The following is a 14,647-nucleotide window of genomic DNA, read 5'->3' as shown; positions in this document are numbered from 1 at the left end:
TTCATTCACCTTTTCCTAATAGAGCATCCATCATCTTTGCAGTCCGCGCCATTTCCTTCACATCATGCACACGAACCATTTGACAGCCTTGTTGAATTCCATGGCAAATTGTAGCCGCTGTTCCTTCCATCCGCTCACTAGGCGGCAAGTCCAGAACATGTCCAATCATGGACTTTCTTGATGTGGCTAGCAACACGGGATAACCTAATGATACCAGCTTATCAAGATTCCTCATCATTTCCAAATTTAACTTTAAATCTTTCGCAAAACCAATACCTGGATCGAGAATGATGTTTTCATCCTTGACTCCCGCATCTTTTACCAACATGATGCTTTCGAATAAATCTTGAAGTACATCCCGGACAAAATGTCCATAACCCATATTATCCCGGTTATGCATCAAGATGATCGGCACCTTATATTCCGCAGCAACCTTTGGCATCAATGAATCGGCTTTACCTCCCCAAATGTCATTTAATATATGGGCTCCTGCTTTTACCGCCGCTTCCGCTACTCTTGATTTATACGTATCGACCGATATTGGAACCTCAATATTACGGGATATGGCTTCAATAATTGGGGCGACTCTCTCTATTTCCTCTTCATCCGATATCCTCTCATAGTTAGGACGGGTGGACTCTCCGCCTACATCCAATATATCCGCTCCATCGTTGACCATCCGTTCGGCATGCTTCAAAGCAGCATCTATCCGATTATATTTCCCGCCATCCGAAAAGGAGTCCGGCGTAACATTCAAAATCCCCATTATTAAGGTTTTATTGCTGTAATCCAAATCAAATGAACCGCATTTTATTTTTGACGCTCCAGCTAATGACATCCAACGTTCTCCTTCGCCTAAAGAAATCTATATATACGAGTTTACCCATTTACATAGGCATAGTGCAAGCTCCATGAAGATTTGGAACACTTCAGCTACTTTACTACAAAAAGAAAAGCAAAGCCCCTAAGGAACTTCGCTTCTCATTTTTAGTGTCTGGTTTTACTCAAAGTTATATAATGGTGTACTTAAGTAGCGTTCACCGTTACTTGGTATGATAGCAAGTACCTTTTTGCCTTTTCCCAGTTTGTCAGCCACTTTAATGGCAGCTGCAATTGCGCCTCCAGAAGAGATTCCACCAAGGATTCCTTCCTCTTTTGCTGCGCGGCGGGCATAATCAAACGATTCCTCTGTATTGACTTGAATGATTTCGTCATAGAGATCTGTATTCAAAATACTTGGAACGAAGCCTGCACCGATTCCTTGGATTTTATGAGGACCTGGAGTACCCCCCGATAATACTGGAGAGTCTGCAGGCTCAACAGCGTAAATTTTGATGTCAGGGTATTTTTCACGCAGGACTTCACCAGCTCCTGTTATGGTTCCACCAGTACCGATTCCGGCAACGAATGCATCCAGGCCTTCATCACCAAAGGCTTCCACGATTTCAGGGCCAGTAGTGTTACGATGAACTTCAGGGTTGGCTTCATTCTCGAATTGCTGCGGGATGAAGTAACCTTTTTCTTTAGACAGCTCAGTTGCTCTAGCGATCGCACCTTTCATTCCTTCTGGTCCAGGTGTAAGAACTAACTCAGCCCCATAAGCGCGAAGCAAGTTACGGCGTTCCAAGCTCATCGTCTCCGGCATTACCAGAATTGATTTATAGCCCTTTGCTGCAGCTACCATCGCTAGTCCTATTCCAGTATTTCCACTTGTTGGTTCAATGATCGTATCACCTGGCTTAAGGTTACCGTTTTTTTCTGCTGCTTCGATCATCGCAAGGGCGATGCGGTCTTTAACACTACTGCCTGGGTTAAAATACTCAAGTTTCAAATAAATATCTGCACTGTTTTCATTTTGAAGCTTGTTTAACTTCACAATAGGTGTTTGCCCAATTAAATCGATTACAGAATTAGCTATACGTGCCATTTTCTCCACTCCTTATCATTTCAATACCGAGTATGTTTATTGGTTTTATTAAATTAAAGTTACCAGTTTTAATAGTTCATTGTCAATGATTATATACTATATTCTAAATTTTCTCACACAACCATTGACCTACTTTTGTTCTTTCAATCCATAAAACCATTCTACATCAAATTCGTCCCAGAAAATTTTCCCTGAGACCGGTGCCTGAATCTGTTCAAGAGCTATTTGGCGGCGAATCTTGTCTTTGACTTCAGCATATTCATACTGCTTGCCCTCTATTCTTTCATGCAGATAGAGAACGGCCCAGCCATCTTCCGTTTGGATTGCATCACTCCACTTTTTTACCTTCAATCTTTCGGCAGCACTAATGTATTCCTTGGAGACTTGCTCGTTATCCTGTGATATATAACCCATGTCGCCCCCTTGATTGGCAGTGAATTCATCAAGGGACTTTTCCATCGCTAAGACATCAAAAGAGACGCCTTTCTCCAGTTCACGTATGATTTTGTCTGATTGTTTTTTTGTAGACGAGGTAATATGGGAAATATGAAAAGTAGTAGGGATCCGGTAGATATCCTTATTATTATCATAATAATTCCGCATTGCTGTTTCGGAAACCGAAACATCCTTGGTGAGGAGCTTCTCTAGGAGGAGACTCGATTGAATCTCCTGCCTCAATTGATCGCTACTTTTATTAAGAGTCTGACCTGCAGTCCCATACATTGTTTTCATCATTTTAATTTCCCGATCGAGCTCTTCATCCTTAATTTTCACTTTATATTTTTCTGCTGCCTGTTTGACTACCTCTTTATCGACCATTTCCTCAAGTACATCTTCCCCATATCTTTTTTCAAGCTCATTAATCCACGCTTCCCGGGAAATATCCTTGGAGCCAACCTTTGCGCCCGTTTCTTCCCCAATGACGGATTTTGAAATGATTAATGGTCTTATGAAAAAGATAATGATTGTCAATAGGTTCAACAAGGCAAGGCCGGCAATAATCGCCCGAAGCTTTTGTTTAGGCAAAACCCTTATCCCCCGTCAATTATTTTTTGGTTTCTGCTTCTAGTTCCTCGAGGTCTTCCTTCGAGAATTGGTAGGTCTCATTACAAAAATGACATTGCGCCTCTGCTTGTCCCTCTGTCTCAATGATATCCCGAATCTCTTCTTGTCCAAGGCTAATCAATGCATTGGCAATTCTTTCCCTTGAACATTGACAGGAGAACTCGACATCCATTTTTTCTAAGATATTTACATTGCCCTCACCTAAAATCTCGGTTAGGATTTCTTCAGGAGTCAGGCCATTTTGAATCATCTTAGAGACAGGAGTTATCGTGCTTAGTCTACTCTCGATTTTGGATATCGTTTCATCGGATGTACCTGGCATCAGTTGAATGATAAATCCACCTGCAGCAAGGATCGAATTATCTGGATTCACCAGAACCCCAACACCCACAGAAGAAGGCACCTGCTCGGAAGTAACAAAGTAATAAGTGAAGTCTTCACCTAACTCTCCCGATACAAGCGGTACTTGCCCTGAAAAGTGATCACGCAGACCAATATCTTTCACAACAGTCAACAATCCATCAGTTCCAACCGCTTTCCTGACATCAAGCTTCCCTTGTTCATTCAAATCAAAATGGGTTTGCGGGTGAGTGACATATCCACGGACTTCTCCTTTGGCATTGCTGTCGACCAGGATGGATCCAATCGGGCCACCACCCTCGATTTTAATCGTCAGCTTTTCTTCACCTTTTAACATTCCGCCCATCATTACACCTGCAGTCATTGCACGCCCAAGGGCAGCGGAAGCAGTAGGCCATGTATAATGGCGTCGCTGAGCTTCTCCTACAGTATCAGTTGTTGAAACAGCATATGCCCGAACCTGTCCTTCATAGCCTAACGCCTTTATTAGATAATCCTTCATTTATTTTGCTCCTTCCATGCTGTGTATTACTTCTTCACTTGCTCACGATTTCGTTTATATATCAGCTGCAGCCCCTTTAGGGTCAAAAATGGCTCAACAACGTCAATGACAGTAGACTCATTAGCAATTAGGGTAGCCAGTCCGCCTGTCGCTATTACCGTTGGTTCTAGATTACTTTGCGCCTTAATTCGATTAACGATTCCTTCAACCTGTCCAACATACCCATATAAAATACCAGACTGCATGGCAGATACCGTATTTTTCCCAATGATTCCTTCAGGTCGGCTGATTTCTATCCTTGGAAGTTTGGCTGCTTTTGAATAAAGTGCTTCTGTGGAAATGTTTATACCCGGAGCAATTGCTCCTCCCATGTATTGTTTATCCTCATTTATATAGCAATATGTAGTTGCCGTGCCAAAATCCACGATAATGAGAGGGCTTCCATATTCCTGAATGCCAGCAACAGCATTAACAATTCGGTCAGCTCCCACCTCACGGGGATTTTCGTATTTAATATTCAATCCAGTTTTAATTCCAGGTCCAACTATAAGCGGTTTAACTCCAAAGTATTTTTTGCACATACGTTCAAGTGCAAACATAATAGGCGGAACTACCGAAGAAATGATGATTCCATCAAATTGATCAAACGAAAGACCTTCATGTTGCAGCAAAGACTTTATGACCATTCCATACTCATCTTCTGTCTTGTTACGGCTAGTCTCAATTCGCCAATGATATTTTAAAATATCTTCATCGTATACGCCTAATACAGTATTCGTATTCCCAACATCCAATACAAAAATCATCGTTTCATCACTCCGGTAAATTATTCTCCAACATCATACCACACTGTTATTTCCCACGCTATCAGTCGCACTTTTCGAATGGTACCCCAGCATCTTTTTCTTATATCCCAAATTCATTTAAGGGTTAAGAAAAGGGTATTTCCGAGGCGGAAATACCCTTTTGAATTTAGTCGATTTAAGACTTTTTATTGTCATCTTCGTTCGGGAAGGAAAGCGGCTGATCTTGAGGTGTACCTTCTTTGATTGGAGGAGTATTCAATCCTTCCTCCGTTATTTCAAGGTCCTCAGGTCCTCTCTTATCCAATGGATCTAATAGGGCCTCTTTTTCTTCCTTCTTCGTATTGATGTTCACCTTGACATTCTCATCAGTGGTTAAATTCCCATTTAGAGCGGTATAATCCCGTTCTGGCAATTTTCCGTTATGGAATAAACTTTTGATTTGTTCAGCATCAAGTGTTTCCACTTCAAGCAAGGTTTTTGCAACCAAATCAAGTTTTTCACGATTTTCAGTAAGAATCTTCTTACATCTTTCGTAAGCTTCCCTGATGATACGTTGAATTTCAAGATCGATTTCATATGCGATTGCATCTGAATAATTTTGATCATTGTTGAAATCACGGCCTAGGAAGACCTGACCTTGAGAATTACCGAATTGAAGAGGTCCGAGCTTACTCATACCATATTCCATAACCATGCTTCGAGCTATGCCCGTTGCACGCTGGAAGTCATTATGAGCACCGGTACTCACTTCTCCGAATGTTACTTCTTCGGATACGCGGCCACCCAAAAGTCCTACGATTTTATCTTTAAGTTCAGGTTCCGTCATGAAGAAACGATCTTCTTTCGGCAGCATAACTGCATAACCGCCAGCTTGACCACGAGGGACAATCGTAACTTTATGAACGACTTCCGCATCATCCAGAACCAATCCAATAATGGTATGGCCCGCTTCATGCCATGCAACAATATTCCGTTCTTTTTTGGAAATGACACGATTTTTCTTGGCAGGCCCCGCGATAACGCGATCCGAAGCTTCATCCAAATCGGACATGTCGATCTTCTTCTTATCTTGACGGGCAGCTACAAGCGCCGCTTCATTCAGTAAGTTTTCAAGATCTGCACCAGAAAACCCTGGTGTACGCTGAGCGATTGCTTTCAAATCGACAGTTTCTGCTAAAGGTTTATTACGTGCATGCACTTTCAGGACTTCTTCACGGCCCTTAACATCAGGGCGGCCTACCGTTATTTGACGGTCAAAACGTCCTGGACGCAATAATGCAGGATCCAATACATCAGCACGGTTAGTTGCAGCAATGATAATGATTCCTTCATTCCCACCGAAACCATCCATTTCTACCAGTAGTTGGTTCAGTGTTTGTTCACGTTCATCATGACCGCCACCAAGACCTGCGCCCCGTTGACGTCCGACTGCATCAATTTCATCGATAAAGATGATACATGGTGCATTCTTCTTAGCATTTTCAAACAAATCACGAACACGGGATGCACCGACACCCACAAACATTTCAACAAAATCAGAACCACTGATTGAGAAGAAAGGAGTACCGGCTTCACCAGCTACTGCCCGTGCAAGTAAAGTTTTACCTGTACCAGGAGGGCCAACTAAAAGTACCCCTTTAGGAATACGGGCTCCAAGCTCGGCATATTTGCGAGGATCTTTTAAGAATTCAACGACCTCGACAAGTTCCTGCTTTTCTTCGTCCGCTCCGGCAACATCATTGAAGCGTACTTTTTTCTTATCATCATTATACAATTTCGCCTTACTTTTCCCGAAGTTCATGACACGGCCACCACCGCCGCCCTGAGCTTGGTTAAGTAAAAAGAAGAAGAGGATAAAAATGATTACAAATGGAATGATGGAAGTGAAAAATGTCACCCAACCACTTGTCTTTTCTGGAGGTTCAACAGTGATGATGTCTTTATCCAACTTGGTTACGGCATCATTAATTCGACTCTGCGAATATTCACTGAAAGGCACGTAAGTAACAAAGAATTTATTTTCCTCATAACCTTTGAGCTTCCCTGTGATTTCAAATACACTGCTTTCGGGCTGCATCGTTAGTGCTGTGACGTCCCCACTCTCCAAATGCTTATAGAATTCATCTTGGGTCATTTTCTCTGTTGGTTCATTGTTATTATTAAAGATGCTTACAATCCCAATGATGACCAAAAAGATCAGTAAATAAAATATGGTATTACGGAAGATCCGATTCATCCCTTACCTCCTCCCACGGGTAAACAAACTATAGTAAATACTATCATACAAAATTAATGAATTACAATAATTTAACACCGCTGTTTTTATCTGGTCTTCTCTTTCAAACAGGTACGATTAATTCGAGTAAATTTCAGGCTTCAATATGCCAATATACGGGAGATTACGATACTTTTCTGCAAAATCAAGACCATATCCGACAACAAATGCATCCGGAACGATAAACCCAGCATAGTCCGGAGTGATATCCGCTTTCCTGCCTGTTGGTTTATCCAATAGGGTAACGATTTTAATTGATTTTGCTTTTCGATAACGGAAAAGTTCCGCAAGATAGCTAAGGGTTAAACCGCTGTCGATAATATCTTCGATGATTAAAATATCCCGGCCTTCTACAGATGCATCAAGATCTTTGATGATTTTCACTTCACCGGAAGATACAGTGGAGTTACCATAGCTTGAAACATCCATAAAGTCCATTTCAAGATGTGTATCCACACGTTTCAGTAAATCTGACATAAATGGCATGGCGCCTTTCAGCACTCCGATGGCCAACGGGAACTTTCCTTGGTAATCAGCTTCAAGCTGCGCACCCAATTCCCTGATTTTTTTTTGAAGTTCTTCCTCAGTTATTAAAACTTTTTCAATGTCGTTTTGCATGGTCATAGTAATTAATTGCCCCCCATGAAGATTTAAGCTTTTTTATATTCTAAGTAGATTAAAGATTTTTCATCAGAAATTATATCCGGTTCAACATTCGATTTCTTTAAACCAGGAAGCCAAATGGCCGTTCCAGCTTGATCGATGATGACCGGCCACACATTTCTTTCTAGCATCGGGATCTTTTCATTAATAAAAATCTCCTTCAACTTTTTAGTTCCACCCAATCCCTTGACTGCCATCCGTTCGCCTTCATTCCTGGTTCGGACTGTAAGCGGAAACTGAACTGCAGATTCGGGAAGTATAAAAGAATTGTTTCCTCTAAGAGCCGGAATTTCTTCTTTTATATAGTGCGCTTTAATCTTATATCCATTCGGAAGAATAGTCTCACCGGGAATTTGTAATTTAAGGGAATATTTATGGCTTTTTTGCCGGAAAAATCTAAACGTGCAAGTTTGATATGATTTTTCAGCAATAAGGCCCTCCGGAAGATGCAATTCAGCAGATGGTTGAGGATTTAAAAACAAAACTAAAAGTTGGTCAATATGTAATGCCGAAAGCGATGAAGGTCTCTCCAAATAAAGATAGTTTAATATTAGTTGAATCGCCCTTCTTTGTAAAGGTTTAGGCATCGCGAGAACCTTATCAATCTGAATAACCGCTTGATCTTTATCCTGTTGTATCCAAACCTCTGACATTTTGCTTGAAACCAGGTTCTGAAAAAACTCTTCATCTTCATAAAGCTCTTCACTGAATCTTTGAAAATGCTCATGAACCTTTCTATTTTCTTTCTTTAAAAATGGAAGGACTTCATGTCTAAAACGATTTCTTACATAGACATCTTTTTCGTTACTCGGATCAAACCTTGGTTCAATATTATGAAGACCCGCATATTCGATAATTTGGCTTTTCGTGATTTCAAGAAAAGGCCTGATCAGGTGACCGGTATGAAAACGTCTCTTTATAGGAATACCCGCTCTTGCCTTACCTGTCGCCCCTCTTGTTAAACGCATGAGCATCGTTTCAATTTGATCATCTCCATGATGTCCCAGGACAAGGGTGGAGGCTTGATGCTTATCCATCATTTCTTCATAGAAAGCAAAACGTAACTTTCTTGACGTTATTTGGGAACTTTCCCCCGTCTGTTCCATCCTGGCAGGAACATCGATCCTTTTTCCTTCAAATGCGATGCCCCACCGTATACATATTTGCTCTACATATTTATAATCCTCATATGATTCTTCACCACGGAACATATGGTCAACACTTGCAACAATCATCTCGTAATGAAAAATAGATTGAATTTCCTTAAGGATATGGAGAAGCACCAACGAGTCCGGTCCCCCGGAAACGCCTATGAGCAACTTCGAGTTTTCCTGAATCAATTCGTTTCTATAAATGGTGTTCAGAACTTTTTCCTTTAACATACAATCTTCCTTCTTTATGACAGGCATTAGTTTATACGATTCAAACATGAAATGGTTTCAACTATTCCACGCATTCATCAATTAACTATATCATAACAACTGTTCATATATGTAAAGAACATAGAGCATCGATATTATGGCAACCAGCAAAAAAGTTTCAAAGAAACCTCCCCTTTTCTTATTGGAGTAGTTTTGGGACCTTCTAGCTTGCCTCGTTGAGGGTTGGATTGTTGATGGCTGACCTGTCGCTGCCTGACTCTGGCCCTTTTTCTTCAAGTTATTTTGCTTACTTATCACTGTTATCAAATCCTCCCGCATCTGGAGGGCTGAATCATACTGCCCGTGGAGTGCTTTATCCAACATCTTTCTATATGGGTGCAATTCCTTTTTCTGCTTAATCAAGTCGTTAAGCTGTCTATACCCCTCCCCTTTCTTATGGAAACGTCCAGGATAGGCAGAATTGATTATAATCATCGCCACAGCGAACAAGTCATATTGCGGATCAGCCTTTCTTGATCCAAGTCCCCAGTACCCTCTATCAAAGAACTCGGTGAATTCTTTAACAGATCGCCCAATCAAGGTGGTTCCGCCTACATCCACGCACCGGACTTTATAGGCTGGTGAAGTCACTATCAAATTCTCAGGTTTTAAATCCCCGAACACCCAGCCATTAGTATGCAAGGAAGACAAACTGGTTAAAAGCTGAAGCGTCAAGACCCCAATCCACGATGACCCTTTCTTATCGATGAAACGCAAAAAATCGTGTCCATGGATATATTCCATGACATAAAAAGGGAGCTGCTTTCCTGTTTTCATGAAATCATCCGCTTCCAAAAAGGAAGGTCCAAGGGTAGACCCCTGGACCTTTGAAAAGGATTTTAGGATATTCATCTCCGAAATAATGGACGTCCCATTATCACTGAGCTTTAAAGCATAATGACGATTTTCTCTTTCAACCAAATAGACGATCCCGTTCGCTCCACACCCCAATTCCTTAATTATTTTGTACTCGTTCTTATTCCATTTTCCAGTGACCAAACTGTCAGGCAGGAGTTTACATTGATTCCTCAAAGTATTGTTCATCATCATGTGATAACAATCCCCTCAATGAACGTTTTTTATTGAAAAATGTTAAAGCTTCACGAATGGCCGGACCTGTCGGAGTGAGTCCCCCTGTACTAAGCTTAGGAAAAGTTGCCGTCAAGGCTTCAAGGTTCGGGGTCCAATCCAGCAACTTTTCCACATCATTTCTTTTCCCAGGAAATACGAATACGGAAAAACGGCTGTCACCCATTCTTGCATTCATACTCAGGGAAAGATCCAATAAAGAATCTTTTACGGTAGGCAGTTTATGTTTCATGCTTGCACTGGTATCGACAAGAATCAGTACTTCGAGCTTGCTTGTTTCCCCAAGCTCATCAACCACCTCCATCACTTCCCCTCGTTTTTCCGGCGGAAGATCTTCCATCGTTCTTGAGTCTCCAAGTATTTGTTGAAGTTCACGATTGATAACTCCCTGTATAGTTTGAGTCATTGCCTTTTGGGTCACCATTTGGACGGTTTGGGACAACTGCTGTGCATAGACTATTTGACTTACGCCACCTCCTGAACCAGCAATCTTCTCGATTTCCTTAAGTCCCTTTTCATCTATCACATCATTTTCCATAACACCTATGACATTGATGGTTATACCTTGCTTCCTTGCTAATTCGGCCATGGCAGAAGGCTCCTCACCATGATTTGAACATCCGTCGGTTATAAGCAAAATCTGTCTTAATGTTCCTGCTTTCATGTTTTGCTCTCCCTTCCTTTCAATCTGTTACCATAATTGACTAAAAAGGGGGAATTTATACGCCAAAGACATACGCAATCAAGTCACATTCATGGCCTTGTGTTCATCTTTTTACCTTTTATCCGTCTTCCAATAAATCACCTCATTTATCGTTTTATTTATTTGATGTATATAAACGGCCCCCTACTGGGCCTTTTTTCGTTTTGGAGAAACGGGAATCGATGCCCATTTCGGTGTATTGTGTTTAATTTTTGATGTTACCACTGTCATATCATCATCTATAATCCCTTTTGTTCGGATGACCTCCTCCAATATTAAATCAGAAATTTCCTGTGGATCGTCTGTCTCCATTTCTTTTATTTTTCGTTTAAGCCAGAACTCGATATTTTCGACATGGGAGGGACCATCGAATACTCCATCGCTCATCATGATTAATATATCCCCTGCCTTTAGCTCTTCTGATACAACATCAACATCGAAATCCTGGATGATTCCCATAGGGAGGTTACTCGATTCAATTTTTATTATCCTATCCCCCCTTTTAATGAAACTCGGTATCGAACAGATTTTTAAAAACTTAGCCCTTGCGTCCTGAAGATCAATCATTGCCAAATCAAGAGTTGAAAAAATTTCATCGGTAGTGCGTAGAGATAATACGGAGTTTACGGATTTAATGGCTATTTTTTCTTCTATTCCCGATTGTAAAAATTTTTGAAGCAGCTTCAATGTCTCTGTACTCTCAAAATGGGCCCTTTCCCCATTTCCCATGCCATCACTAATGGCTATTGCGAATTTTCCGCAACCAATTTCCATGGTCGTATAACTATCTCCTGAAACAAGCCCTCCCCCCTTGGCAGCATGAGCCACACCCGTTTCGACCGTGAATTTTTTTGCTGACCTAAATATCACCTCACATTGCCCGTTTGGATACGTTGCACACTCTTCTGAATGAACGACTATCGTTTCCCCTAAAATGTCCGAAAGCATTGGTGCTATTAACTTTTCACATTCCCCTCTGCCCTGGCAGTATGGGACACTCATCTCTATATCAACATTTCCTTGTTCTAGACTGTATATTTCAACATAGCCTATATGCAGGCCAAAATCCTGGATGGCCTCCATAATGGATTCTTCATGTACATGATGATTCTTCCTTTCCCTTTGAATTTCTTTTGCAAAATCATCCATTACTGCAGAAACGCCCCGCAGCTGATCCGCAACCAGTTTCCGGCTTTCTTTCACCTGCCTTTTTAACTTTTGGTTTGCTTCAAAATAAGTAAGCTCCTGTGATATCGCCCCAATGACCTGAGGTCCGCGACTACAATATTTCCCCCATTCTTTCGAAGTCTTTTGGGGTAGTTGCCCATCATTTTCACTTAACTGAAGCATAATTTCCTGCATACCCTCATAAGTTGTATTAAAGTTCTTGGACCAGCATTGTTCCTTTTTAAAACAGAGCTGGCAAGTCTTTTCCGTTACATTACTTAAGAAGTAGTCGAATTCTTTCTCATCTTCCTCCAATCTCCCCCTTTCATCCACTTGGGAAAAGCTATTTGAGAGCGCCTCAAATACATGTGAGAATTGCTCCACCCTTTGAGCGGTAACATCCCTCACTTTCCGGGCATACTGCTGCTGTTCATCGGAATTCTCGACGGTTCCCGGTATATGTTTCGCTATTTTGTTGATTATGGATGTCGGTGTTAATATAAATAAAGCCACCGCTACAAGTGATTCATAAAGGGTCACCATAATATTATTGGTGCCCTCACCATATAAACCTATCAGTGTCGTAGCGATTAAGAGGCCTGCTGCGACCCCTATCTTCCTTCCCTCCTTCAACAACCCGCCCAAAAGCCCGGAAAAAGCGAGAAGGCTCATTTGATAAAGACTTGCGATACTTGCCAAGCTGAATATCAATCCAGTAACTACACCTACAGTGGAGCCTATGGCGGCCCCTCCCGCCAGCCCGAAGAGGAGGACCAAGTATCGTGAGAATATATGGTCGAGTGATAAATCGTATATCATCCAGCCTATGGTTCCGGTCATCACCGAAGCCAGCAAGATGATGATACTGACGATTTCCTCCGTCTTTAATGATTGAGTTTTTGTCCGTACGGTTAGCAGCGGGATGGACTGTATGAAGATTAAGGTTAAGATCATGGCGAGTCCCGCCTCTACTCCTATCATCATCAGGTCGTACAGCTGAATCGTTCGAAATACCAGATATTGCTCGGCCAGGTTGACCAGGAATAGTGAAGCAAAGACGTACATCGACATCGTCTTGAATTGTCCTTCTACGGCGGGCTTCTTGATCTTATGAAATAACAGAAGCAGGAACGCCGATGCAAAGATGACTAAACTATTGGAATAGTGAACGGTCAGCCCACCTGCAATCAATCCGAATAATGCAAGTGGAGCCCTGTCACGCCTCATGAGAAAAACGGCTGCGAAAAACGGAAGTCCAAATGGTGCCAGCTGCGAAAGAATTAATGCTCGTCCTAATAAAAAACCGATAATGGCTAAAGAGATACCTTTCTTTATGAATATGTCTTCCGACTTCATTTGCAGTTGTTGGATCCAATTGATGGCTCCTGCCTTCGCTTCTTTTAACTGAACATCTCCAAGCGGTTCCATCATGGGTCTTTCTACTTTTTCCATTTCAACACCCCATTCGTATTAGTGATTTTTATTATATAGAGGGCTTGTTTATTTTTTTGTCAGAATTTTATAAGCTTATAAGAAAAACGTTCGACGAAATTCTTCTTGAACAATCATTTGTATACAGGTTTTTGTGCCTTTTTTTTCAATACAGAAACAGGTGTTCTTTTATTTTTGAAGAAAAGCAAAGTTTTTAGGTTATTTTTGCGGAAAATAACATGAATAAATAATCAGGAAATGGAAACCGACAAATTTTTTTTTTTTTGTTGACATTTTTTCTTCACGAATGTAAGATATAACTTGTGCTTCAGTAGCACATACCATTTTGGCGGCGTAGCTCAGCTGGCTAGAGCGTACGGTTCATACCCGTGAGGTCGGGGGTTCGATCCCCTCTGCCGCTATCCTTTATTATTAAAATCACGGCCCGTTGGTCAAGCGGTTAAGACACCGCCCTTTCACGGCGGTAACACGGGTTCGAATCCCGTACGGGTCATCAAATACCAAAAGCGCCTCTGCACACTTATCCGAGTAAGTGTACAGAGGCGCTTTTTCTATTTATTGCCGTTGAATTCAATTCGATGAGTAAAACCTTATAAAATTAAAAGAAGACAAGCCGGCAAGCTTGCCTTTATCTACACTATGAATAATTTCACAGGAAAAGTTGCTAAACTATTATTTTTCAGCAGCAGTTTTATCCGCGTCTTCCTCCTCGACCTCCCCGTTTCGTTTCGGTGCTACGTTTAAGGGTCGTTAAGCGGTCTTCGCTATCTTTTAAGAATTTAGCCATTTTTTGCTCAAAGTTTTCCTTGGGTTGGAAACCATTACTTTTCGAGCGGAAGTCTTTGGAACGGCTGTCATTCCCTCTTCCTTGGCGCGGACGTGGTGTGTATGCAGGTTTTTGCTCACTTTCAGGTCGGTCTATCGCTTTTTTTATGGACAAGCCAATCTTGCCATCTTTCACATTGATGACTTTCACCTCAACCGTATCGCCCACTTTTAAATGATCATTGATATCTTTTACATAGTTATCAGCCACTTCACTGATATGGACAAGACCGGTTGAACCTTGAGGGAGCTCAACAAATGCACCAAAATTAGTTATGCCTGTTACTTTACCTTGTAACTTGCTGCCTACTTCGATTGACATAAAAAAAATGTTCCTCCTTAGAAATGTTAAAAAATCTCTTCACACTATATTATAACGAAAGTAAAAAAAC

The 14,647-nt window shown here is 41.4% G+C and carries 12 protein-coding genes and 2 tRNA genes; 2 read left to right on the top strand and 12 right to left on the bottom strand.

Annotation, left to right across the window (positions count from 1 at the left end):
* Position 1: 1 nt before the first annotated feature.
* The 11 genes from folP to spoIIE all read right to left on the bottom strand — a co-directional run bounded on the left by folP (position 2) and on the right by spoIIE (position 13,430).
* A complete protein-coding gene (gene folP, locus ACDZ29_RS10970; RefSeq protein ID WP_289333738.1) occupies positions 2–838 on the bottom strand; it encodes a dihydropteroate synthase in 837 nt (278 codons plus the stop codon).
* A 162-nt stretch (positions 839–1,000) separates the two neighbouring features.
* Complete coding sequence (gene cysK / locus ACDZ29_RS10965; protein ID WP_289314072.1) at positions 1,001–1,927, bottom strand: cysteine synthase A; 927 nt, start codon at positions 1,925–1,927, stop codon at positions 1,001–1,003.
* 129 nt (positions 1,928–2,056) lie between these two features.
* The gene (locus ACDZ29_RS10960) at positions 2,057–2,953 is read right to left on the bottom strand and encodes a peptidyl-prolyl cis-trans isomerase (protein WP_375090834.1); all 897 of its coding nucleotides are present in this window, start codon (positions 2,951–2,953) and stop codon (positions 2,057–2,059) included.
* Positions 2,954–2,972: 19 nt separating this feature from the next.
* Positions 2,973–3,854 carry an Hsp33 family molecular chaperone HslO gene (hslO, locus tag ACDZ29_RS10955; RefSeq protein WP_289314074.1) on the bottom strand — a complete coding sequence of 294 codons (882 nt, stop codon included), beginning with the start codon at positions 3,852–3,854 and terminating at the stop codon, positions 2,973–2,975.
* 26 nt (positions 3,855–3,880) lie between these two features.
* Entirely contained in the window at positions 3,881–4,660 is a 780-nt protein-coding gene (locus tag ACDZ29_RS10950) for a type III pantothenate kinase (RefSeq protein ID WP_289314075.1), read from the bottom strand.
* Positions 4,661–4,835: 175 nt separating this feature from the next.
* The gene (gene ftsH, locus ACDZ29_RS10945; RefSeq protein ID WP_289314076.1) at positions 4,836–6,896 is read right to left on the bottom strand and encodes an ATP-dependent zinc metalloprotease FtsH; all 2,061 of its coding nucleotides are present in this window, start codon (positions 6,894–6,896) and stop codon (positions 4,836–4,838) included.
* A gap of 117 nt (positions 6,897–7,013) precedes the next feature.
* Positions 7,014–7,553, bottom strand: coding sequence for a hypoxanthine phosphoribosyltransferase (gene hpt, locus ACDZ29_RS10940; RefSeq protein WP_064462624.1), 540 nt, complete (start codon positions 7,551–7,553; stop codon positions 7,014–7,016).
* Positions 7,554–7,585: 32 nt separating this feature from the next.
* Positions 7,586–8,980, bottom strand: a complete 1,395-nt coding sequence (gene tilS / locus ACDZ29_RS10935; protein WP_375090833.1) for a tRNA lysidine(34) synthetase TilS — start codon at positions 8,978–8,980, stop codon at positions 7,586–7,588.
* A 90-nt stretch (positions 8,981–9,070) separates the two neighbouring features.
* The gene (locus tag ACDZ29_RS10930) at positions 9,071–10,066 is read right to left on the bottom strand and encodes a protein kinase family protein (RefSeq protein ID WP_375091130.1); all 996 of its coding nucleotides are present in this window, start codon (positions 10,064–10,066) and stop codon (positions 9,071–9,073) included.
* Positions 10,035–10,772, bottom strand: a complete 738-nt coding sequence (locus tag ACDZ29_RS10925) for a VWA domain-containing protein (protein WP_353957883.1) — start codon at positions 10,770–10,772, stop codon at positions 10,035–10,037. The genes ACDZ29_RS10930 and ACDZ29_RS10925 overlap by 32 nt, the downstream gene beginning before the upstream one ends.
* A 183-nt stretch (positions 10,773–10,955) precedes the next feature.
* Positions 10,956–13,430 carry a stage II sporulation protein E gene (gene spoIIE / locus ACDZ29_RS10920; protein WP_375090832.1) on the bottom strand — a complete coding sequence of 825 codons (2,475 nt, stop codon included), beginning with the start codon at positions 13,428–13,430 and terminating at the stop codon, positions 10,956–10,958.
* Between the two features lie 327 nt (positions 13,431–13,757).
* Between spoIIE and ACDZ29_RS10915 the strand changes: the two genes are divergently transcribed.
* Both ACDZ29_RS10915 and ACDZ29_RS10910 read left to right on the top strand, forming a co-directional pair.
* Positions 13,758–13,831, top strand: a tRNA-Met gene (locus ACDZ29_RS10915).
* A gap of 20 nt (positions 13,832–13,851) precedes the next feature.
* Positions 13,852–13,923, top strand: a tRNA-Glu gene (locus tag ACDZ29_RS10910).
* Positions 13,924–14,121: 198 nt separating this feature from the next.
* On the opposite strand, the gene ACDZ29_RS10905 is transcribed toward ACDZ29_RS10910, so the two are convergent.
* Positions 14,122–14,577, bottom strand: a complete 456-nt coding sequence (locus ACDZ29_RS10905) for a S1 domain-containing RNA-binding protein (RefSeq protein WP_289314079.1) — start codon at positions 14,575–14,577, stop codon at positions 14,122–14,124.
* Positions 14,578–14,647 lie beyond the last annotated feature (70 nt).

This window comes from Peribacillus sp. RS7 (assembly GCF_041956845.1).
Classification (GTDB): domain Bacteria; phylum Bacillota; class Bacilli; order Bacillales; family DSM-1321; genus Peribacillus.
Note: the sequence above shows the minus strand (reverse complement) of the source record. Positions and strands in the feature narration are given on the sequence as shown.